18 protein-coding genes are annotated in these 21,008 nt (G+C 50.8%); 8 read left to right on the plus strand and 10 right to left on the minus strand.

Annotation, left to right across the window (positions count from 1 at the left end; all coding sequences use genetic code 11):
• On the plus strand, positions 1-685 hold a 685-nt coding region (locus Q9291_RS13150; protein WP_306390562.1), incomplete at its 5' end, for a hypothetical protein.
• A 114-nt stretch (positions 686-799) separates the two neighbouring features.
• On the opposite strand, the gene Q9291_RS13155 is transcribed toward Q9291_RS13150, so the two are convergent.
• Complete coding sequence (locus tag Q9291_RS13155) at positions 800-1,381, minus strand: superoxide dismutase (protein ID WP_306390563.1); 582 nt, start codon at positions 1,379-1,381, stop codon at positions 800-802.
• Between the two features lie 443 nt (positions 1,382-1,824).
• Between Q9291_RS13155 and Q9291_RS13160 the strand changes: the two genes are divergently transcribed.
• Positions 1,825-3,594: a sensor domain-containing phosphodiesterase gene (locus Q9291_RS13160; protein WP_306390565.1), complete on the plus strand. Its 1,770-nt coding sequence runs from the start codon at positions 1,825-1,827 to the stop codon at positions 3,592-3,594.
• A gap of 52 nt (positions 3,595-3,646) precedes the next feature.
• Here the strand turns inward: Q9291_RS13160 and xerC are convergent, their stop codons facing one another.
• The 3 genes from xerC to dapF all read right to left on the minus strand — a co-directional run bounded on the left by xerC (position 3,647) and on the right by dapF (position 6,118).
• Positions 3,647-4,528: a tyrosine recombinase XerC gene (gene xerC / locus Q9291_RS13165; RefSeq protein ID WP_306390566.1), complete on the minus strand. Its 882-nt coding sequence runs from the start codon at positions 4,526-4,528 to the stop codon at positions 3,647-3,649.
• A gap of 89 nt (positions 4,529-4,617) precedes the next feature.
• Positions 4,618-5,271, minus strand: coding sequence for a DUF484 family protein (locus Q9291_RS13170; RefSeq protein ID WP_306390568.1), 654 nt, complete (start codon positions 5,269-5,271; stop codon positions 4,618-4,620).
• Positions 5,272-5,287: 16 nt separating this feature from the next.
• Positions 5,288-6,118: a diaminopimelate epimerase gene (dapF, locus tag Q9291_RS13175; RefSeq protein WP_306390570.1), complete on the minus strand. Its 831-nt coding sequence runs from the start codon at positions 6,116-6,118 to the stop codon at positions 5,288-5,290.
• 166 nt (positions 6,119-6,284) lie between these two features.
• Between dapF and metK the strand changes: the two genes are divergently transcribed.
• Together metK and Q9291_RS13185 are read left to right on the plus strand one after the other, a co-directional pair.
• Positions 6,285-7,448: a methionine adenosyltransferase gene (gene metK / locus Q9291_RS13180; protein ID WP_306390571.1), complete on the plus strand. Its 1,164-nt coding sequence runs from the start codon at positions 6,285-6,287 to the stop codon at positions 7,446-7,448.
• Between the two features lie 114 nt (positions 7,449-7,562).
• Complete coding sequence (locus Q9291_RS13185) at positions 7,563-8,798, plus strand: HD-GYP domain-containing protein (RefSeq protein WP_306390572.1); 1,236 nt, start codon at positions 7,563-7,565, stop codon at positions 8,796-8,798.
• Positions 8,799-8,858: 60 nt separating this feature from the next.
• On the opposite strand, the gene topA is transcribed toward Q9291_RS13185, so the two are convergent.
• The 4 genes from topA to Q9291_RS13205 form a co-directional block, all read right to left on the minus strand.
• On the minus strand, positions 8,859-11,405 hold the full coding sequence (gene topA, locus Q9291_RS13190; RefSeq protein WP_306390573.1) for a type I DNA topoisomerase: 2,547 nt from the start codon (positions 11,403-11,405) through the stop codon (positions 8,859-8,861).
• Positions 11,406-11,516: 111 nt separating this feature from the next.
• Entirely contained in the window at positions 11,517-12,458 is a 942-nt protein-coding gene (gene ttcA / locus Q9291_RS13195; RefSeq protein ID WP_306390574.1) for a tRNA 2-thiocytidine(32) synthetase TtcA, read from the minus strand.
• Between the two features lie 69 nt (positions 12,459-12,527).
• Positions 12,528-12,848 (minus strand): hypothetical protein, encoded by a 321-nt coding sequence (locus Q9291_RS13200; RefSeq protein WP_306390575.1) that lies wholly within the window; start codon positions 12,846-12,848, stop codon positions 12,528-12,530.
• A gap of 3 nt (positions 12,849-12,851) precedes the next feature.
• Complete coding sequence (locus Q9291_RS13205; RefSeq protein ID WP_306390577.1) at positions 12,852-13,604, minus strand: pteridine reductase; 753 nt, start codon at positions 13,602-13,604, stop codon at positions 12,852-12,854.
• 40 nt (positions 13,605-13,644) lie between these two features.
• Here Q9291_RS13205 and Q9291_RS13210 point away from each other — a divergent pair, with 40 nt between their 5' ends.
• Complete coding sequence (locus Q9291_RS13210; RefSeq protein WP_306390578.1) at positions 13,645-14,814, plus strand: class I SAM-dependent methyltransferase; 1,170 nt, start codon at positions 13,645-13,647, stop codon at positions 14,812-14,814.
• A 532-nt stretch (positions 14,815-15,346) separates the two neighbouring features.
• On the opposite strand, the gene Q9291_RS13215 is transcribed toward Q9291_RS13210, so the two are convergent.
• Positions 15,347-16,474: an IS481 family transposase gene (locus Q9291_RS13215; protein WP_306390580.1), complete on the minus strand. Its 1,128-nt coding sequence runs from the start codon at positions 16,472-16,474 to the stop codon at positions 15,347-15,349.
• Between the two features lie 277 nt (positions 16,475-16,751).
• Between Q9291_RS13215 and trmB the strand changes: the two genes are divergently transcribed.
• The gene (gene trmB, locus Q9291_RS13220; protein WP_370530762.1) at positions 16,752-17,462 is read left to right on the plus strand and encodes a tRNA (guanosine(46)-N7)-methyltransferase TrmB; all 711 of its coding nucleotides are present in this window, start codon (positions 16,752-16,754) and stop codon (positions 17,460-17,462) included.
• Between the two features lie 33 nt (positions 17,463-17,495).
• On the opposite strand, the gene yihA is transcribed toward trmB, so the two are convergent.
• Complete coding sequence (gene yihA / locus Q9291_RS13225) at positions 17,496-18,131, minus strand: ribosome biogenesis GTP-binding protein YihA/YsxC (RefSeq protein ID WP_306390582.1); 636 nt, start codon at positions 18,129-18,131, stop codon at positions 17,496-17,498.
• Between the two features lie 108 nt (positions 18,132-18,239).
• Between yihA and Q9291_RS13230 the strand changes: the two genes are divergently transcribed.
• Both Q9291_RS13230 and Q9291_RS13235 read left to right on the plus strand, forming a co-directional pair.
• Positions 18,240-18,869 carry a c-type cytochrome gene (locus Q9291_RS13230; RefSeq protein ID WP_306390584.1) on the plus strand — a complete coding sequence of 210 codons (630 nt, stop codon included), beginning with the start codon at positions 18,240-18,242 and terminating at the stop codon, positions 18,867-18,869.
• A 213-nt stretch (positions 18,870-19,082) separates the two neighbouring features.
• Positions 19,083-20,990: a cytochrome c biogenesis protein ResB gene (locus Q9291_RS13235; protein ID WP_306390625.1), complete on the plus strand. Its 1,908-nt coding sequence runs from the start codon at positions 19,083-19,085 to the stop codon at positions 20,988-20,990.
• Positions 20,991-21,008 lie beyond the last annotated feature (18 nt).

Below are 21,008 nucleotides of genomic sequence, written 5' to 3' on the forward strand. Positions count from 1 at the left end.
CCGGATGAGTTTTACTTTAAACACCTGCCCGCAACACCCAAGGCAGCTTAAACAGAATCGCAAGATATTTCACTTAAAACTTCAAAGATTCTGTCCAACTAAACGGGGCCACCTCTACCTAAGTGTTAGAACCATCCAGCGTATTGAGGGTGGTGAACCCGCTAGCACAGAAACTAAACGTGCACTTGCATCCGCGTTCGGTTGCGAAGATATAGATCAGTTTGATAAACCAACGAAAATTCCAACTCCAGAGGAAATAGAGAGTGTTCAAAAAGAGATTGACTCTAAATATCTGAGCGTAAAAGTTGAAATAGTCACCTCTGGTAGATATCTCGCATCTTTAGCAGCTCAAATGAATGCAAATTTATTCACTTGCGAAGCATATGTCGAAGGGCAAGCTGAGACCCATCTTGCTGAATTGATGGATTACTTGAAAGAGTATGGTGAGTGTCATGACCTATACAGTGAAGTTGATAAATTAACTGTGTACGAAGAGATTCAGTATTTTATTGATAATCTAATGCACGAGAAGATTTCATTATGTTGCGCATTAAGACATGGAGTTTTTAGTTCCAAAGATGTTAAAAGTATTCCCATATCTGTTTTATACATGACAGCTTTTAACCAAGGCAGTGAGCCGAAGTGTTTTTATGTTGAAAAGCAATTGAGGTTCGGGCTGATTTGAATGGGCGCTGTCTTAAGATCAATACCAGAATTATCAAGCATAAAAAATAAAGCCCCAGATTTTCTGGGGCTTCAAAGTTACGTATTAATTAACGCAAAATATATCAATCAATCGTTATGCAAAATTAGCTGCTGCAAATTCCCAGTTCACCAAGTGGTTGAGGAAAGTCTCTACAAACTTAGGACGCGCATTGCGGTGATCAATGTAGTAAGCATGCTCCCAAACGTCGATGGTCAGCAAAGCCTTGTCGCCAGTGGTCAATGGAGTGCCTGCTGCGCCCATGTTGACGATATCCACTGAGCCATCTGCTTTTTTCACCAACCAAGTCCAGCCGGAGCCGAAGTTGCCCACAGCAGAGGCCTGGAAGGCTTTTTTGAAGTCTTCATAAGAGCCCCATTTGGCGTTGATGGAAGCAGCCAGCGCGCCGGTTGGCTCACCGCCACCGTTTGGTGACAGGCAGTTCCAGAAAAAGGTGTGGTTCCAGATTTGGGCTGAGTTGTTGTAAACACCGCCGGAAGATTTTTTCACGATGTCTTCCAGGCTGGCATTTTCGAACTCGGTGCCTTTGATCAGGTTGTTCAGGTTGGTGACGTAGGCTTGATGGTGCTTGCCATAGTGGTATTCGAAGGTCTCTTCAGACATATGCGGTGCCAGCGCATTTTTGGCAAAAGGCAAGGGTGGTAGTGTGTGTTCCATGGATTTTTCCTTTATTGCTTGGTTGTTATCATGCGATTGCTAAAAGCATGCAAGACGTGACGCGGTAGTCACAATTATCTGGCAAATTGTTTACCAATTTACTAGGGTTATTTTGCCATAATTTATACGACTTAAAAACCGTCCTTTTGGTTTAGATTATTTTGCATCAATCTTTTGATCTGGCCCGATTGATCCGGTATCTTGGGCTTTAGCACAGAAGTGGAGCAGTGGATTGATGAATGGTGTAATAGAAAAGGGGGCGATGGAACGATATGTTGCTTTAAATCAATTGCTTAGTATTGTTTTTTAGTTATACTTTCCAGGGTTAATTGCGAGTCAATCATTTCACGATTAATTTATAGTGATCAGATGCCATTAAAGTCAGGATGGGCAGTGCAGTTTGTTCCATCTTGTACTAAAAAATACTTGGGTGGGTAAGCGCTATGAGTGACGGGCCGCAAGTGACATTCAATGAAGATGAGAGACTCAATCTGCTGAGAGAGCTCTGCCTGCTAGATACCCCGGCAGACAGCATTCTCGATTCCATCACGAAAGTATGTGCCACCGTATTCAATGTTCCCATTGCGCTGATTTCATTGATCGATGATCATCGGCAGTGGTTTAAATCCAAGTATGGGCTCGCCGTCAATGAAACCCCGCGTGACCAGGCTTTTTGTGCCTATGCCATTCATGGGCAGGCACCGATGGTGGTATTGAACGCAATTGAAGATCCCCGCTTTGTGAACAATCCTCTGGTCAAGTCGGCGCCCAATATCCGGTTTTATGTGGGCGTTCCGATTGTGATTGAGGAGGATAAGTGTATTGGAACGCTTTGCATTATTGACAGTATTCCTCGCCAGGCATTTAGCCCGGAAGAAACGCAACTCCTGGTCGAGCTTTGCTCAATGGTCAGAGAGCGTATCAAGTTACTCTCTACCGTGGGCTATTTTGATGCATTGACACAGTTGCCCAATCGCACGCGCTTTATCGATGATGTTGAGGCTTTATTACATCGTCCGATGGGTGCTGAACCACTGATGAGCATTGCGGTTGATGTGTGCGGTGAAGAGTATTTCAGGGGCGTGACCAAGGCCTTGGGCTGGGAATATGCCGAGACCATGCTGATTGCCGCCAAGGAAAAGCTCAAAAAAACATTAAGCCCTTACACGCTTTATCGAATTTCGACCACGTTGTTTGCGGTCAATGTTGAGGCGAGCAAGGCTGCAGTGGTTGTGCAAGAGGTGATCAAGACCTTTGCGCATCCTGTAGAGCATCAAAGCATTCCTTATCGTTTTGATATGACCATTTCTTCGGTATTGCCAGAGCAATGCCAGGATCCTAAAGATGTTGTCAGGGCGCTTGTCACGACTGTTGATCTGGCGCGTCATCACAATCTTGAATTTTTACCTTATGAAAAATCGCTTGAAGATGCTCCCCGGCATGCCTTTAATATCCTGATGGCGATTCCCAATGCGCTGACTTCCTGCAATGAGCTGAGTTTGCACTATCAACCCAAGGTGGACCTCATCAGCGGTGCCTTGGTTGGGGTGGAGGCATTACTACGATGGCAGCATCCTCTGATGGGGTGTATTGCACCTAATCTGTTTATTCCGCTGGCTGAAAAAACGGCATTAATGCGGCGCATCACATCCTGGGTATTGGACCAAGGTCTCAAACAGGCGGCGGAATGGCAGGCGCAAGGGCATACGTTCTCAATGGCACTCAATGTGTCAGCTGTGGACCTTGATTCAGACCAGTTTCTGGCCAGAATACAAGGCTTGATCGAGGCATACCATTTAAATCCAAGCGGTATTGAGATTGAGTTTACCGAAAGTGCGCTCATTGCTAACCCGATGGCGACATTACAACGCTTACAGGTGCTGCGCCATATGGGCATCAGCCTGTCTATCGATGATTTTGGAACGGGTTATAACAATCTCTACTTTTTTAAAATGCTTCCGGCAACAGCATTAAAGATTGACCAATCTTTCATCCGTGATCTGCAGTTTGATCCAAGAAACATCATTATCGTTAAGTCACTGATTGCAATGGCCAGGGAGTTTGGATTCAGGGTCATCGCTGAAGGGATTGAATCTGAGGCGGTTTACAAAACGCTTAGAGATCTGGGATGTGATGACGGGCAGGGATACTGGATTGCCAGGCCTATGCCGCGCCTCCAGTTTGAAAAGTGGTTACAGGGGAGAAAGGCTTAAGTTTGCTGCCAATTGCTTATCTCGCGAGATCACGCATCATGTTTTGCATGCGCTATTTTTTGCGCGCTCTAGGATGCGCGGCATCATAGATTTTGCTGAGGTGCTGGTAGTCGAGATGGGTATAGACCTGTGTGGTGCTGATGTTGGCATGCCCCAGCATTTCTTGCACGGCACGCAGGTCGCCGCTGCTTTGCAGCACATGGCTGGCAAAGCTGTGGCGTAGCATGTGCGGGTGGACTTTGTTATGCAGGCCTTGTTTGAGTGCCCAGCCATTGAGGCGCATTTGCACGGTGCGGCCATGGATGCGGCGCCCAAGCTGGCTGATAAACACGGCGACTTCTTCCGGCTTGCGGGTGAGCCATTGCGGGCGTACGGTCAGCCAGTCGCGTAGCGCGCTCATTGCTTTGCTGCCTAGAGGCACCATGCGGGTTTTATTGCCTTTACCAATCACGGTGACCATGCCTTCCTGCAAATCCAGCCGGTCCAGATTAAGGCCCACCAGCTCACTCAGGCGCAGGCCAGAAGAGTAAAACAATTCAAGCATGGCTTTGTCACGCAGGATAATCGGCGTGTGACCTTCAAGCTCTACCAGCTTGCTGGTTTGTTCTATCGACAAGGCATGCGGCAGCGCTTTGGGCGATTTGGGCGCACGTAAGCCGATGACCGGATTCGCCGGAAACTGATGGTGCAAGACCAGATAGTGAAAAAATCCGCGCCAGCTGGAGAGGATGCGGGCAATGCTGCGACCACTGAGGCCTTGCCCGTGCAAGGCGCCAATACTGCGGCGCAGTTGCAGCGCTGTCAGGCTTTTGAGGTCTTGCCCATGCTGTTGCAGCAGCAGGGCAATATCACGCTGGTAGTTGTTGCGGGTATGCTCGCTCAGGCCGCGCTCGAAGTGCAAAAAGTCCAGATATTGGTTGAGCAGATCGAGCATGGCAGCTTAGGGTGTTTGGCTGGAGAGAGTTACGCTGACAATTGACGCCGCAGATAAATACCTCTTGGCGGAAACCTCAGCGGGGGCTTTCATATGATGTGTTTGGCCAGCGACGCGCTGACCAGTTCTCCGATACGGTTGAGGAACAGGGTGCCCATGCCGGCATAAAAGCGGCTGCGTTGCTGACTGGGGATCGCCAGCAAGCCGAAGGTCACTTCTTGATAGCGCATCGGAATCACAGCCAGTGAGGCGGGAGATTCGCTAAACCAGCCAGCGATGTCCATGGTGGGCAATGTGCCACAATACGGTTGGCTCAAGTCTTTTGCCCAGTTTTTGAGCGAGTCCTCGGCCTGAATAAACACATTGTCAGCAGGATGACTCTCGTTTACCCACAGTTTTAATTGGGTATGCGGGAGTTGAAACTGCTCAGCCAGAAATTCGACCAGATGCTGTTGCAGCGCCGGGATGCTTTTGGCAAACAGCAAACCCAGGGACAGTTCATGCACTTTAGCTGCCGTTGCCTCATTTTCTTCGGCGGTTAAAATCAGTTCGGTAAATTTGGATTCCATCACGCGGATTTTGTCGCGTTGGGCGATTTGCTGGCGTTCAGCCAGTGAAATAGTGCCTTTGCCATGTGGGCTGGGCAAAAAAATCTCGGTCAGTAAGTGCGCATTGCGCTCAAAAAAGTCGGGGTGCGACTTCAAATAATGCTTGATGTCGCTTTCGTTAATGCTGTTTTCCATGTGTTTTGTTTCGGGGTTAGAGTTGAATTTCGCCTTCAAAGACGATGTCTGCCGGGCCGGTCATCATCACCGGTGCTTGGTCGCCCTGCCAGGTAATGGTCAGTATGCCGCCGCGGGTATGTACTTTCACCGGGGTCTGCAATACCCCCAGTTGCATGCCACTGACGGCAGCCGCGCACGCGCCAGTGCCGCACGCCAGAGTTTCGCCGCTGCCACGTTCATATACGCGCAGGTTGATTTCGTGCGTGTTGAGGATTTGCATAAAGCCTGCATTCACCCGCTGCGGAAAGCGCGGGTGCGATTCTATTTGTGGCCCAAGCCCACCGACATCTGCGGTATGCACATTGTCTACCAGCATCACCGCATGCGGATTGCCCATGGACACCGCGCTGACCGTCACGGTTTCTTTCTGCAAAGGCAGTGCATACGCGGTGGATTGCTCGGCTGCTTCAAAAGGGATTTGGGCCGGTACAAAACGCGGCGCGCCCATGTTGACTGTCACCTGTCCGTCGTCTTGCAGACTTAAGCTAATCACGCCGCTGGCGGTTTCCACCTTGATTTCGCGTTTGTTGGTCAGGCCTTTTTCGACCACAAAACGCACAAAGCAGCGCGCGCCATTGCCACATTGCTCGACCTCGCCGCCATCGGCATTGAAAATGCGGTAGCGGAAGTCGACGTTCGGGGTGTCAGTGTTTTCTACCATCAATAACTGGTCACAGCCGACGCCAAAATAGCGATTGGCAATGTGTTGAATCTGCGCTTGGGTCAGGTGAACGGGCGCACGCGTGGCATCAATGACCACAAAATCATTGCCTGCGCCTTGCATTTTGGTAAATCGGAGTTTCATAGCTCAAGATGATACTCTATCGTGTCGTTGAATGGCAGAGGAAGAAGCGCGCTGATTCGATAAACTGAACAATCTCGGGTAGAATGCTGTCTTCATCTTTCCGGTGCTGGCTTCAGCCTTTAGTCAGTGCTTTTGATTAACTTTATACATTTCCAAGGCGTCAATAATGAGTGAATATCTTTTTACTTCGGAATCCGTCTCCGAAGGCCATCCCGACAAACTGGCTGATCAGGTTTCTGACAGCATTCTGGATGCGATTTTAGCGCAGGATCCCACCGCACGCGTGGCCGCTGAAACATTGGCAAATACCGGTTTGATCGTATTGGCCGGTGAAATAACTACCACGGCCAATGTAGATTACATCAAGGTGGCGCGTGATGCAGTCAAGCGTATCGGCTATGACAATACCGACTATGGCATTGATTACAAAGGCTGCGCAGTACTGGTGGCTTACGACAAACAGTCTCCAGACATTGCCCAGGGCGTAGATAACGCCAATGATGATCCGCTGGATCAGGGCGCCGGGGACCAGGGCCTGATGTTCGGTTATGCCGTGAATGAAACACCGCAATTGATGCCCTTGCCAATCTGGCTGAGCCACCGCGTGATGGAGCGTCAGTCACAGTTGCGTAAAGATGGCCGTTTGCCATGGTTGCGTCCGGATGCCAAATCACAAGTGACCATCCGTTATGTCGATGGCAAACCACACAGCATTGATACCGTGCTGGTTTCAACCCAGCATGCACCTGAGATGATGCTGGAAGCCATCCGTGAAGCAGTGATTGAAGAAATCATCAAACCGACACTGCCTGCCGAGCTGATCAAGGGTGAAATCAAATACCTGGTCAACCCGACGGGCCGTTTTGTGATTGGTGGCCCGCAAGGCGATTGTGGTCTGACTGGCCGCAAAATTATTGTGGATACTTACGGCGGCGCTGCACCCCACGGTGGTGGTGCTTTCTCCGGCAAGGATCCTTCTAAAGTAGACCGTTCTGCAGCCTATGCTGGCCGCTACGTAGCCAAAAACATTGTTGCTGCTGGTCTGGCTGACAAATGCCTGGTACAGGTGAGTTATGCGATTGGGGTGGCACAACCGACTTCGATCATGGTCGAAACCTATGGCACCGGCAAAATTTCTGACGAAAAATTGACACAGCTGGTGCGCGAGCATTTTGATTTGCGTCCCAAAGGCATCGTCAAAATGCTGGATTTATTGCGCCCGATTTACGCTAAAACCGCTGCCTATGGCCACTTTGGCCGTGACGAGCCTGAGTTTAGCTGGGAGGCCACTGATAAAGCAGCGGCATTAAAGGCTGCAGCAGGGTTGTAGGCTGTTGTCATCAATTTTAAAAAATATGTAAAAGGGGGCAATTGCCCCCTTTTTTTTGCATGAATGATTGTCGCAGTGTGATAACTTGGTGAGTGTTGTGAGGGGGGTACGGCCATGTTAAAAACAATACCGGTTAAAGATGTGCGGATGGGGATGTATATTCACGAACTAAAAGGGCAGTGGATAGACCATCCTTTTTGGAAATCGAAATTTGTCTTGGAGGATCCTTCCGACCTAGACAAGCTCCGAAGTAGTGTCATCAAAGAGGTGGTAATAGATACCTCGCAAAGCCTGGACACTCTATTTGAGATAGACGGACCCGCCCCGACAGATAAAGAGGTGGCCATGCTGGAGCTGGTGCACCCTGAGGGTGAGCCATCGGCAACACCTGCTAAACCGCGCGCAAGAGCATTGTCAGTCAGTCTTGATGCAGAGCGGGATCAGGCCAAAAAAATCATGCAATCTTCCCGCGAAGCGGTGACGTCTATGTTTAAAGACATCCGCCTGGGAAAAGCCGTTGAAGTTGAGCAAGTCATGCCGCTGGTGGACGAGATTTCAGACTCGGTCGCACGTAACGCACATGCGCTGATCAGTCTTGTCCGCTTGAAAACAACCGATGACTATACCTATATGCATTCGGTTGCCGTCTGTGCCTTAATGACTGCACTTGCCTTGGAACTCAAACTGTCGCCTGAGGAAGTCAGGCAGGCAGGTCTGGCTGGATTAATGCATGACATGGGTAAAGCATTTATTCCGCTTGAAATCCTCAACAAGCCTGGCGCGCTTTCCGACGTTGAGTTTGAGGTGATTCGTCAGCACCCGCAACTGGGACATGACATGCTAATCAAGTCCAATATTCAAGATCCGGTGACACTGGATGTCTGTTTGCATCATCACGAAAAAGTGGATGGCTCTGGCTATCCGAATCGCTTGAATGGCGAGCACATCAGCGTATTTGCAAAAATGGGTGCGATTTGTGATGTGTATGATGCCGTCACCTCAACCCGCGCCTATAAGCCAGCATGGGAACCCGGTCTGGCACTCAAACGGATGGCGGGTTGGGCGGGGCATTTTGACCCGGTCATTTTTAAAGCATTCGTCAAGAGTCTGGGCATTTATCCAATAGGGACGGTTGTGATTCTGAAATCAGGCAGGCTGGCTGTCGTCGTGCGTCAGTCGCCTTCCAGTCTGTTAAAACCTGTGGTCAAGGCGTTCTTTTCCACCAAATCCAAAATACATATTCCAGTCGTAGATCTTGATCTGTCCAAAGGCATGGATGAGATTGCTGGGCATGAAACAGCCGCGACCTGGGGTGTCCAGAATATTGACCATTTATGGATGAATAGCTAACCATACCACCTGATGCTGAAGGTGGTATGGCCACCCCTGGAACGCTGCGTGCAGCAGGGGTTATTTTTCCGCTGTTTTCTTGCTGCGTTTGGCTGTCGTCGTTGTTTTCGCAGCCGCTTTTTTAGGTGCGGCTTTCTTGGCTTTGCCTTTAGCGCTTCCGCTTTCTTTGGCTGCTTTTTCAGCCAACAACTCCAGCGCCTGTTCCACGGTCAGCTCTTCAGGTGTGACACTCTTCGGCAGCGTGGCACGAATGCCTGCATGCTGCACATAAGGCCCAAAACGACCAGAAAACACTTCAATGCGCCCCTCGCCTGACGGGTGTGCACCGAGGTCTGCCAACGGTGCCGGGCCTCCGGCCGCAGCCAGCAGCGCAACGGCGCCAGTCAGATCAATACTGAATACGCTTTCGGTTTTAGGAATAGACTTGAACTTGCCGTCGTGGTTTACATAGGGCCCAAAGCGGCCAATATTGGCGACAATCTTCTTGCCGGTTTCCGGGTGTTGACCCAAATCACGCGGCAAGCTCAGCAGCATGTGCGCTGTATCGATATTCACCTGGCTCAGCGGGATTTCTTTGGGGATGCTGACACGCTTGGGCTTTTTCTTTTCGCCCTCGACCGGAAGACCCACTTGCAAATACGGACCATAAGGACCATTCATCAGCAAAATGTCTTTTTGTGCTTCTGCATCCTGGCCAATCACGACCGGCTCGCTGGCGATATTGGCTTCCCCGTCAAGATTGCGCTTGTAGTCGCACTTGGGGGTATCGTTATAGCCAGTACAGCCGATAAAGCTGCCATAACGGCTCAGCTGTTTTTGTAATTGCTTGCCACATTTCGGACATTGCTCGTCGATCAGTTCGTTACCTGGTCGATCCACATCGGCCTTGACCAGAATCTGCTGGTTGAAGCCTTGCCAGAATTTTTCCATGACTGGCACCCAGTCCAGATTGCCTTCGGCAATTTCATCCAGCTCGTTTTCCAGCTTGGCCGTAAAGTCATAATCCACATACTGCGTAAAATGCTCGGTGAGAAACTTGTTGACCACACGGCCCACGTCCGTCGGCGTAAAGCGCTTTTTATCCAGCAGCACATATTCGCGGTCTTGCAGCGTTGAAATAATGCTGGCATAGGTGGAAGGGCGGCCAATGCCATGTTCTTCGAGTGCTTTTACCAGGCTCGCTTCAGAGTAGCGTGGTGGTGGTTCGGTAAAATGTTGTTCGCCGTAGATTTTTTCCACGGACAATACTTCGCCGGTTTCCAGGTGCGGCAATTTGGCTTCTGCATCTTCATCGTCACCAGCATCGTCCCGACCTTCCATATACACGGCCATAAAGCCAGGAAAGATCAGGGTCTGACCACTGGCGCGGAACAGGTTGGCTTCTGTACCCACCGCCAGATCCACACTCACGGCATCAAATTTCGCTTGTGTCATCTGGCAGGCCAGGGTGCGCTTCCAGATCATTTCATACAGTTTGAATTGTTCGTCATTCAAATACTGGCGGACGCTGGCTGGTGACCGGGTAATGTCGGTCGGGCGGATGGCCTCATGCGCTTCTTGCGCGTTTTTGGCCTTGGTTTTGTACATGATGGGCGCTTTGGGCAGGTAGTCTGCATCAAAATGCTTTTTCACATAGTCGCGAATCTGCATCACGGCTTCGGCGGCCAGGCTGAATGAGTCGGTACGCATATAGGTGATCAAGCCGACGGTGCCACTGCCTACATCAATACCTTCATACAGTTGCTGCGCCACCCGCATGGCACGGCTGGTGGTAAAGCCGAGTTTACGCACCGCTTCCTGTTGCAGGGTGGAGGTGGTGAATGGCGCCGCCGGGCTGCGGCTGCGTTGTTTTTTCTCAACACGGGTGACCGTGGTTTTACCCGCCGAGGCGAGCAGCAGCTTGCCTACAATCTCGGCCTGCTGATCGTGATTGGTGACGGTAAACTGCTCAACCTTGGCGCCATTGAGTTGTATCAGCTTGGCACCAAAGCCATGCGAGTGCTTGAGCGCCCCCATATGGATGCTCCAGTATTCCTGACTGGTAAAGGCTTCAATTTCCAGCTCGCGTTCGACAATCAGGCGCAAGGCAGGGCTTTGTACCCGGCCAGCCGACAGTCCGCGGCGGATTTTTTTCCATAACAAGGGCGAGAGATTAAAGCCCACCAGATAATCCAGCGCACGTCGTGCCTGCTGGGCATTGACCAGATCCATCGAAATATCACGCGGATGGTCGATGGCGTATTTGACTGCTGTTTGCGTAATCTCGTTGAATTCAACGCGCTTGAGCAATTTATTTTTAATCAGTTTTTTTTCAGTCAGAATTTCGGCAATGTGCCAGGAAATCGCTTCCCCTTCTCGGTCCGGGTCGGTCGCCAGATAAATGCTGTCAGCATTTTTGACGGCCTTGGCAATCGCATCCACGTGCTTGCTGTTGCGATCAATGATGTCGTACTTCATGGCAAATTGCCGGGTCGGATCGACCGCGCCGTTTTTCGGAATCAAATCACGCACATGGCCGTAAGAGGCCAATACTTCAAAGTCACTCCCCAAATATTTTTTGAGGGTCTTGGCTTTGGAAGGGGATTCAACAATCAGCAGTTTGGACATTGCGTGGTCTGTATGTAAGGTTGGCTAGATAATAGCAAGCGTTTCAGCGACTAGACAACAACTCATATCAGAAAGTGCAGATTTAAATGCCAGTCGGGGCGTAAACGTTGTTTATTCTTCAATGCTGATGGTCACCGGAAAAGGCTTGCGTGCAAATTCAATCCGTTTTTCGTCTTGCGTGGTGATGGTCAATGCCATGTCGTTTGTCGAAAACTTCTCGTGATCAAACATGGGGTCTTCATCTTCTTCCTTCGCCTGACTCAGATGCTTGAAGTCATACAGGTCAAAGTCAGCCAGGTGTGAAGGCTCGACATTGCCAATGGCGCGGAAAATATTATTGATGCGACCGGGCTGCTCGCGCTCCCAGGTGTTTAGCATGTCCTTGATTTTTTGCCGTTGCAGGTTTTCCTGGCTGCCGCATAAATCACACGGAATAATCGGGAACTGCATACCACGCGCATAAGCTGCAATGTCTTTTTCAGCACAATAGGCCAGCGGGCGGATCACCATGAATTCGCCGCGGTTGGTCGCAAGCTTGGGGGGCATCGCCTTCATCTTGGCGCCGTAGAACATATTGAGGAACAAGGTCTGCACAATATCATCGCGGTGGTGACCCAGTGCAATTTTAGTCGCGCCCAGTTGCTGTGCCGTGGTGTAAATAATGCCGCGACGCAAGCGTGAACACAGGCTGCAGGTGGTTTTTCCCTCAGGAATTTTCTCTTTTACAATCGAATACGTATCCGCTTCGACAATGCGGTACTCCACACCCAACTTTTCAAAGTAGGCTGGTAAAATATCTGCCGGAAAACCAGGCTGCTTCTGGTCCAGATTCATCGCAATCAACTTGAAGTTGATGGGTGCGCGTTCCTGCAAGGCCAGCAAAATCATCAGCATGGCATGGCTGTCTTTGCCGCCGCTCATGCATACCAGCACGGTGTCACCCTCTTCAATCATGTTGTAATCGCCAATGGCTTTGCCCGTGGCGCTAATCAACTGGTTGCGCAATTTTAAAAAGTTTTGGCTAACGTCGTCTGGGTAATGTTTGATCTTCATAGGCGCGCATTATAGCGGAAAGAGCGCTGTTGTCACGCTAAGTGTTTGATTATGCTAATTGAATTGCAATCATGCCGCCTCAACGTCTGCGTCACACCGTGTATCCGCAGCAATCCATCTTTTAAACAGACGGCTGGCCACTGCATTCCAGCCTTGGGGTAGCCAGCGTAAAAACTGAGCCGGACGGGTGACCATGCCACAAAAATAGCGCAGCTCAGTATCGCTCCAGATTAATGCACGGCAGGGCATTTGGTGAGGCCAGAGCAGTGCAAGGCTCACCGGACAGGGTTCTGCAGCACAGCATACGCCGCAGCCATTGCATACCTCTCCAGTGGGCGGCTTGGCTGGCGCCTGTGCGTGGATAGTGATGGTTTGCCAGCCTTCTTTCATGGGCTAGAGACTTAAATGGCGTCCACCATCGACCGCCAGCACATGGCCAGTGACAAACGGCGCGTCATAGACTAAAAACTTCACTGCTTTGGCAATGTCATCCGGTTCGCCGCTGCGTTTGAGCAGGGTTTGTGCAATCACTTGTTGTCGATAAACAGCATCAAACTCGAGGTTTTCATCAGGCCATAACACTGGCCCCGGTGCAACGGCATTCACCCGTACGTGCGGGCTGAGTTCCTGCGCGAGTGATTTTGTCAGTGTGGCCAGCCCCGCTTTGGCAATGCTGTAAACAATGTAATGCTTTTTCGGGCGCTCGATATGCATGTCGGTGATGTTGACGATGCAGCCCTGAGTGTCGATTAATGCGGGGGCCGCTGCCTGACTTAAAAAGAGCGGTGCTTTGAGGTTGCTGCCCATGAGATCCTGCCATTGTTGCTCGTCAATATGACCGAGCTCTGTCGAGTAATAAGCTGAGGCATTGTTGATCAATGCATCCAGTCTGCCAAAGCGTTGTAAGGTTGCTTCAACCAGTTTTGGCAGTTCCGCAGTGTGCAGCAGGTCGGCTTGTACCGGTGCCGCACTGTCAGCGCGCAGTGCATTCAGCTCTGCGACCAATGCGAGGGCCTCGGCCTTGCTAGTGTGATAGTGAATCATCACTTGCGCATGCTGGCGATGCAGCGCGCGCGTGATGGCAGCACCAACACGTTTGGCACCGCCGGTGATCAGGATGACTTTGCTGGATGGAGTGGAATGCACGGTGTACTCTTTTCTTGACTGCTCACATTATAATGGTTGAATGACTGATCAACGGATTTCTTCACCATTGCCGCTGCCGAATGCTGCGGCACAGGCCCACAGCCATGGATTGCTCGAAAAAATACAGCAGGCAATACACGCGCAGGGTGGCTGGATTTCATTTTCGGCTTACATGCAGATGGCCTTATATTTTCCGCACCTTGGGTATTACAGCGGTGGCGCCAATAAGTTCGGCCTAGGCGGCGATTTTGTCACTGCCCCGGAAATTTCACCGCTGTTTGCACAGGCGCTCGCTCATCAGGTGCTGCCAGTATTGGCTGAAACGCAGGGGGATGTGCTGGAGCTCGGGGCCGGGACCGGCAAGCTGGCTTTGGGCTTGCTCACGCGCTTGTACGAAATCGGGCATTTACCCGCGCATTACCGCATTCTGGAGGTGAGCGCCAACTTGCGCGCCCGCCAGCAAGAAACCTTGCAATCCAAACTGCCTGCAGAAGTGTTTGCGCGCATCGAATGGCTGGATACGCTGCCAGAATCATTTCAAGGTGTGGTAATCGGCAACGAAGTGCTGGACGCGATTCCGCTGCATGTCCTGCAATGGCAAAATGGTACATGGCTCGAGCGCGGGATTGCCGATGAAGATGGCCTGGTTTGGCAATCCCGTCCGCTGAGCGATCCAGCGATAGCCGCACATATCGAGGTCAGCGCCTTGCCCGAGGGCTACATCACCGAAGTCAATCCTGCCGCTCAAGGATTGATTGCCAGTCTCGCAGTCATGCTGCAACGAGGCCTGATTCTGCTGCCGGATTACGGCTTTAGTTTCCGTGAGTATTACCACCCGCAACGCACGCAAGGCACACTGATGTGCCATTACCAGCATTACGCCCACGACAACCCGTTACTCTATCCCGGCCTGCAAGACATCACCGCGCATGTAGATTTTACTGCCATGGCTGAAGTGGCCGTCGCCCATGGGCTGGATTGTGCGGGTTATGCTAGTCAGGCGCAGTTTTTAATCAACTGCGGTATCCTGCAATTGTTGCAACAGATTAATCCTGAAGACAGTGCACGCTATCTGCCGCAGGTGGCCGCAGTGCAAAAATTGCTGTCTCCGGCCGAGATGGGGGAGTTGTTTAAAGTGCTGGCATTGAGCAAAGGCGTGCAGTTGCCGTTGCTGGGGTTTGTGCAGGGCGATAAGCGGCATCAGCTTTAAGTTGGTCGTTGGGTGGGTATATATCCCACGTGGTTGTTTTTGGGGGGATGCGGAAGAATCAGATTCTTGGCTATTTTTGTAGATCGTTACTTAAATTAGCTTGGTGTAATTAGCTTGGTGCGCTTTGGTGTTTTAGTGTACTTAAGGAAATTTCCCTTTTCGCCCCTAGGCGAGCCACTTGTTCTTTGCTTGCACACAGAACAAGTTACCAAAAGAAAGTGCACTCCAGCTTCCTCTTTTATCCCGCGATGGGCTGCGGTGTGTGCAGCCCGCTAGGATGTCAACTAACGTAGTGTTGCGGTGTTAGGCTAACTCGCGTAGCGATGTTAAGGGTAGTGGTGTAGCCAATTTCGCGAGCGCTTATGCCCAAGTCCGGCAAAGCAACGGACGGAAGTCCTGATCCGAGCAAGGCAGAGAAAAGGCGGATGCTGGGGTGTCTTGTTCTTTGCATTCTTTCTTATGGACAAGCTGTATAGACCGGAGACATAGGTGACACATGTACGAAGACATGGTTGACACATTACTGTGATTTTCATGTTTGTGCAAAGCGGATAGTTTCGCAATGATGGTGCGCATAAAAGACATCATAAACGCCATCCTCGTCATGACGCGGTCGAATCGCCACTTCATGCCTGTGTAAGGCACTGGATACCTTGAATCTCTTTCCGTTGTATCTCAACTCACCATTCCATTTCACTGTGACCACCTCATCATCGGGCCCATATTCAATCTCAGGTAGCCTGGACGGAAACGCTCTCGGGCTGGGGCGATAACGACTGATGGGGGTATCCAGTGCAATCGCCTCATGGGGGCCCTCGTGGTTATATACGCCACGCCAATCATCAAATGCGGTTTGAACCTGATTGAGTGAGTTAAAGCTGCGGCCATTGAGTACTTCTGCTTTGAGGGTGCGATGGAAGCGTTCATCTTTGCCATTGGTCTGTGGGTGATAGGGGCGGCTATGGCTAATGCGTATGCCTAAGCGGACCAGCCATAGCTCAAGGCTAGTCACTTGCCCCGGCTGGTTAGGGCAGCCCCAGGGCGCACCATTATCAAAGTTCATGCGAACCGGCAAGCCATACCGCCTGAATGCGGTCTCCAAACAATCCCTGACGGTCTCAGCCCTGGCATTGTCACAAGCATGCAGAACCAGGTTAAACCGGGAGTGGTCATCAATCACCGTCAGTGGCATGCAACGTCCTGAGAGCGTTTCAAAGTGACCTTTGAAGTCGGCCTGCCATAATGCATTGGGCAGCTCATGCTCAAATCGCTGCCAAGCTTGCCGGTATTCCACGCCCACCTCAATCAGGCCGTGCCGATGCAAGACCTTACTCACAGTGCTTGGTGCCACAGCGCCTAAGCCTAAGTCATCTAACCGGCGGCTGATCTTGCGGCCACCCCACGCTGGATGCCGCTGCCTCAGCTGAACAATCTCTGACTGCAGCGCCTCTGATGTGAGTGTAGGGCTGTGTAGCGGCCTTCGACTTTGGTCAATTAAACCCGCCAGCCCATGTGTATGAAATCTACGCAACCATTTATAGGCCGTTTGCGGGCTGATACCAAATCGCCTGCATAGCTCACGTCGATTTGCTCCTTCTTGTGTGGCGAGGTGTATGAATTCTTCACGCAGACTCATGATGTCTTTTGTCTCCCAAGGCATAGTGTTCTCCGCATTTAATGCAATGCGAAAGTGTCAACTATGTCCTCGTACACCTGTCAACCATGTCCCCGGTCTATACAGGACAAGCATAAGAAAGAAGGGGCGCCGAAAGGCGAAAAGCAACGCCTCAAACAACCCCAAGAGTCTGATTGCTCAATCATCTTAAATAACAGTCCAATTTTGACCAGTTTTAATTAAAGACTATTGATGACACTCTTTTTGGGCTGATGTACGCACGTATCAATCAAAACCATCCCGCTCTAGTATAATGCGCCCCATGAATGAAATAGACCAAAATCTCCCAGCCGATGAAGCCCCATACCAGCGCCGTATCCGCAGTTTTGTACTGCGGCAGGGACGCCTGACCAAAGGTCAGGAGCGCGCCTTGCAGACTGGTTGGCCGCAATTCGGGATTGAATATGCCGCGCAACCGCTGGATTTGAATCGGGCATTTGGTCGCACAGAGGGTAAGAAAATTCTTGAAATCGGCTTTGGTATGGGCGATGCCACGGCCAAAATTGCACAGACCTTGCCTGCGTGTGACTTTCTGGCCGTGGAAGTGCATACGCCGGGTGTAGGCAGTTTGCTCAAGCTGATGCAGGAAGAGGATGTTCAGAATATCCGGATTATCCAGCACGATGCTGTCGAGGTGTTGCAGGATATGCTGGCGGATGCGTCACTGGATGGCGTGCATATTTTCTTTCCTGATCCCTGGCATAAAAAGCGGCACCACAAACGCCGGTTAATTCAGGCGGAATTTGTAAAGCTGTTGTGCGCTAAACTGAAAGCAGGCGCTTACATCCATGTGGCCACAGACTGGCAGGAATATGCCGAGTGGGTGTTGGAAGTATTGCGTGCAGAGCCGGAGCTGGAAAATACGGCGGCTGACTATGCCGAGAAGCCTGCATACCGACCGCTCACCAAGTTTGAAAATCGCGGCTTGAAGTTAGGCCACGGTGTATGGGACCTGGTGTTTCGGCGGGTCTAGGGGATTATTTGGGTGCGGACGTTGTTTGGCAGCTTATTCTGCCTGTGGCTGCTCGGTGGGCGTTTCTTCTGGTTCAGTGAACAGCCATTGCGCCAGTACTTTTTCAGCTTCTTCCACGCCTTGTTTTTTCAGGCTTGAAAACAATTGCACGGAAATATGCTTGCCCCACTGTGTTTGCAGTTCTTTGCGCACTTTATTGAGGGTAATGGTAGACTCGCTGCGAGACAGTTTATCGCTTTTGGTCAGTAACACATGTACGGGATTGCCGCTGGGCGTAAACCAATCCAGCATTTGGCGGTCTAGAGGGGTGAGCGGGTGGCGGCTGTCCATCACCAGCACTAGGCCAGCGAGGCTGGTGCGTTCACTCAGGTAGCGGGAGAGTACGTTTTGCCAGTGCGCACGCAGGGCTTCCGGCACTTTGGCATAGCCGTAGCCGGGTAAGTCTACCAGGTGTTTGTCATCGCCCAGCGTGAAAAAATTGATGAGCTGGGTACGGCCTGGCTGTTTGCTGACAAAAGCGAGCCGGTTATGGTTTGCCAGTGTATTGAGTGCGCTGGATTTGCCCGCATTCGAGCGTCCGGCAAATGCAACTTCTACCCCGCTTGCAGGGGGTAAATCGCGTAAATGATGTGCCGATACGTGAAAACGGGCATTCTGAAAAATGGGCATGATGGCTTGAACGTACAAAAGATGATTGACTATCAGCCTTGCATGCTATCACGAACAGGGTTTGTTTGATAAAATGTCGATGAACAAAAACGTTAGGACTATTGAGATATGTTGAAAAGCTTGAAAGCAGGATTGTTTCTGGGGTTGGCCCTGAGTTTGCAACCCGTATGGGCGGAAGAGGCTACGCCAGCGGAGGCTGTGCCCGCCGTCAATGGTCCGGAAAAAATTGTACAGAATGTCTGTGCGGCCTGTCACGGTGCGGATGGTAACAGCGTAATTACGACAAACCCCAAGCTGGCTGGCCAGCACCCGGAATACCTGGTGAAGCAGTTAACCAACTTTAAAGAAGGCACTCGAGCCAATGCTGTGATGTCTGGCATGGCGGCTGCCCTGAGTGCAGAAGATATGGAAGGGCTGGCCAAGTACTTCTCCAGCCAAAGTATCAAGCTGGCTAAAGCCAAGAGCAACGGTAAAGGATCGCTGGGTGAAAAAATTTACCGCGGTGGCATCGCGGCAACTCAGGTGCCTGCCTGTGCAGCCTGTCATGGTGCAACAGGTGCAGGATTGCCTAAACAGTTTCCACGTCTGGCTGGACAACACAGCGATTACACTGTGCAACAGTTGCGCACATTCCGAACAGGTGAGCGCGCCAATGCACCAATGATGATGACCATTGCTGCCAAAATGAGTGACGCCGAAATGCAGGCGGTTGCTGATTATATTCAAGGGCTGCGTTAATTCTGCACGTGATGGCAAAGGTGGCTGCGGCCACCTTTTTTGCTATGGGTGTCCCTTGTGAGTGCAACCTTTTGCGCACATGTGTCGTCCATATTCCGCAAGTTGCGTTATTGCATCGTCGATTGACTGTTTGCTGATCACTGTCCATTTTAAGAGAGTATTTTGAAATCCCCTGCTTCATTACAACAGCGTGTTTACGAATTGCTCAGCTCCATGCGTTTTGCGGTGAGCTTGCTGACCTTACTAGGTATCGCTTCGATTATTGGTACTGTGCTCAAGCAAAACGAGCCTTATCAAAACTATATCATTAAGTTTGGGCAGTTCTGGTTTGAGTTGTTTGAGTTGCTCGGCTTGCTGGATGTGTACCATGCGGCATGGTTTTTGATGATTCTGCTGTTTCTGGTGATTTCAACTTCTCTGTGCGTGCTGCGCAATACGCCAGTCATGATTAAAGAGTGGAAAGCCTACAAAGAGCATGCTACCGAGAAATCATTACGCCTGTTTAGTCACTATCGCAGTTTCAATACCCCCCAACCGTTGGCGCAGGTTGAGGCCCACCTGACCGAATACCTCACTGGCCAAGGCTATACTTACAAGCGCAAGCCATTGGAAAGTGGCGATGTGTTGGTGGCCGCCAAGTCAGGAACCCATCAGCGCCTGGGGTATATTTTTACGCACGCCGCCATTGTCGTAATCTGTTTTGGTGGTTTGCTGGATGGTAATCTGCCGTTCAAGGTACAGGAGCTGCTGGGTTTGAAGAAGGTGGAAACGCTGGATATTCCGGCCAGTAAAGTGCCGGAAGTCAGCCGTCTGGGTGTGAATAACCTGTCCTTTAGGGCGAATATGACTTTGCCTGAAGGTGAGCGCGATAACATTGCGTTTGTGCGCGTGCGGGATGGCTATCTGGTGCAGGATTTGCCGTTTACTGTCACCCTCAAGGACTTTCGCATTGAGCATTATCCCACGGGCATGCCCAAATCGTTTGAGAGTGACATTGTCATCACTGATTCGGATCTGGCAAAACCGATTGAAACTACCATACGTGTCAACCACCCTTTCATTTACAAGGGTATTGCGATTTATCAGTCAGACTTTCAGGATGGTGGCTCCAAGTTGCGTTTCCGATTATGGAACCTTGCAGCCAATAACCTGAATAGCAACGATATTGACGGGGTTGTACTGCGCAAGGGTTTCCTGGGCGAGGGCGATGCCAAGCTAACTGTTGAATTTAACGAGTTCCGCCAGTTTAATATCCTTAATCTGTCATCGGACGGAAAAGGCAAGCCACGCAATGTCGGGCCCAATACCACTTACAAGTTGCGAAATGCCAGCGGTCAGGCGCGGGAGTATGTCAATTACATGCAGCCTTTGCAGTTGGATGGTCGCAGCTACTTTGTCTCAGGCATGCGCGAAACAGTGCAGGAAGAATTCAAGTATTTGCGTATTCCTGCGGATGATGCGCTGGAAATTACTGGCTTCATGGCCTTGCGTCAGGCCATGCGCGATGAGCAGATGATGCAGCAGGTTGCCAGTCGGTTGGCGCAACAGGCGCCAGGCGATAAGCCCGCCCTTAAGGCGCAGTTTGAACAAAGCCTGCTGCAACTATTGCGCACGTTTAAAAAAGGTGGCTACAGCGCCTTGTCGCAGGTGATAGAAACGGCTGTGCCGAAAAACCAGCGCGAACAAGCTGCACAAATGTACCTCAAACTGCTCAACGCGGCAGCGCTGGAAGCCTATAATCTGAGCCGGGAGGCGCGGCATTTAGGTAAAGCCGATGACGGTCAGGTGACGGCTGTTTTTATTCAGGATAGCCTGAATGCCATGAACGATTTGTTTTTTTATGGCACGCCTTACTACTTTGAGTTGACCAATTACGAGCTTAAACAGGCCAGTGGTTTCCAGCTCACCCGTTCGCCAGGTCAGAATTGGGTCTACCTGGGATCGGTGATGCTGGTTGTAGGTATTTTTGCCATGTTTTATATCAGGGAACGCAGGCTGTGGTTGTTGATCAAACCACAACAGCAGGAAGTGGTGCTGGCAATGTCCTCCAATCGTAAAAATATGGACCTGGACGCAGATTTTGAAAGTAAGCGGCAACACATAGCCGTGCTATTGCAATAATACCGAGTAGTCTACGCG

Source organism: Methylophilus aquaticus (assembly GCF_030769565.1).
In the GTDB taxonomy this organism is placed as follows: domain Bacteria; phylum Pseudomonadota; class Gammaproteobacteria; order Burkholderiales; family Methylophilaceae; genus Methylophilus; species Methylophilus aquaticus.

What these genes read in the sequence shown, in the direction of transcription:
- Q9291_RS13155 (WP_306390563.1), bottom strand. Translation starts at nt 1,381, where the DNA reads ATGGAACACACACTACCACCCTTGCCTTTTGCCAAAAATGCGCTGGCA.
- Q9291_RS13160 (WP_306390565.1), top strand. Translation starts at nt 1,825, where the DNA reads ATGAGTGACGGGCCGCAAGTGACATTCAATGAAGATGAGAGACTCAAT.
- xerC (WP_306390566.1), bottom strand. Translation starts at nt 4,528, where the DNA reads ATGCTCGATCTGCTCAACCAATATCTGGACTTTTTGCACTTCGAGCGC.
- Q9291_RS13170 (WP_306390568.1), bottom strand. Translation starts at nt 5,271, where the DNA reads ATGGAAAACAGCATTAACGAAAGCGACATCAAGCATTATTTGAAGTCG.
- dapF (WP_306390570.1), bottom strand. Translation starts at nt 6,118, where the DNA reads ATGAAACTCCGATTTACCAAAATGCAAGGCGCAGGCAATGATTTTGTG.
- metK (WP_306390571.1), top strand. Translation starts at nt 6,285, where the DNA reads ATGAGTGAATATCTTTTTACTTCGGAATCCGTCTCCGAAGGCCATCCC.
- Q9291_RS13185 (WP_306390572.1), top strand. Translation starts at nt 7,563, where the DNA reads ATGTTAAAAACAATACCGGTTAAAGATGTGCGGATGGGGATGTATATT.
- topA (WP_306390573.1), bottom strand. Translation starts at nt 11,405, where the DNA reads ATGTCCAAACTGCTGATTGTTGAATCCCCTTCCAAAGCCAAGACCCTC.
- ttcA (WP_306390574.1), bottom strand. Translation starts at nt 12,458, where the DNA reads ATGAAGATCAAACATTACCCAGACGACGTTAGCCAAAACTTTTTAAAA.
- Q9291_RS13200 (WP_306390575.1), bottom strand. Translation starts at nt 12,848, where the DNA reads ATGAAAGAAGGCTGGCAAACCATCACTATCCACGCACAGGCGCCAGCC.
- Q9291_RS13210 (WP_306390578.1), top strand. Translation starts at nt 13,645, where the DNA reads ATGACTGATCAACGGATTTCTTCACCATTGCCGCTGCCGAATGCTGCG.
- Q9291_RS13215 (WP_306390580.1), bottom strand. Translation starts at nt 16,474, where the DNA reads ATGCCTTGGGAGACAAAAGACATCATGAGTCTGCGTGAAGAATTCATA.
- trmB (WP_370530762.1), top strand. Translation starts at nt 16,752, where the DNA reads ATGAATGAAATAGACCAAAATCTCCCAGCCGATGAAGCCCCATACCAG.
- yihA (WP_306390582.1), bottom strand. Translation starts at nt 18,131, where the DNA reads ATGCCCATTTTTCAGAATGCCCGTTTTCACGTATCGGCACATCATTTA.
- Q9291_RS13230 (WP_306390584.1), top strand. Translation starts at nt 18,240, where the DNA reads ATGTTGAAAAGCTTGAAAGCAGGATTGTTTCTGGGGTTGGCCCTGAGT.
- Q9291_RS13235 (WP_306390625.1), top strand. Translation starts at nt 19,083, where the DNA reads ATGCGTTTTGCGGTGAGCTTGCTGACCTTACTAGGTATCGCTTCGATT.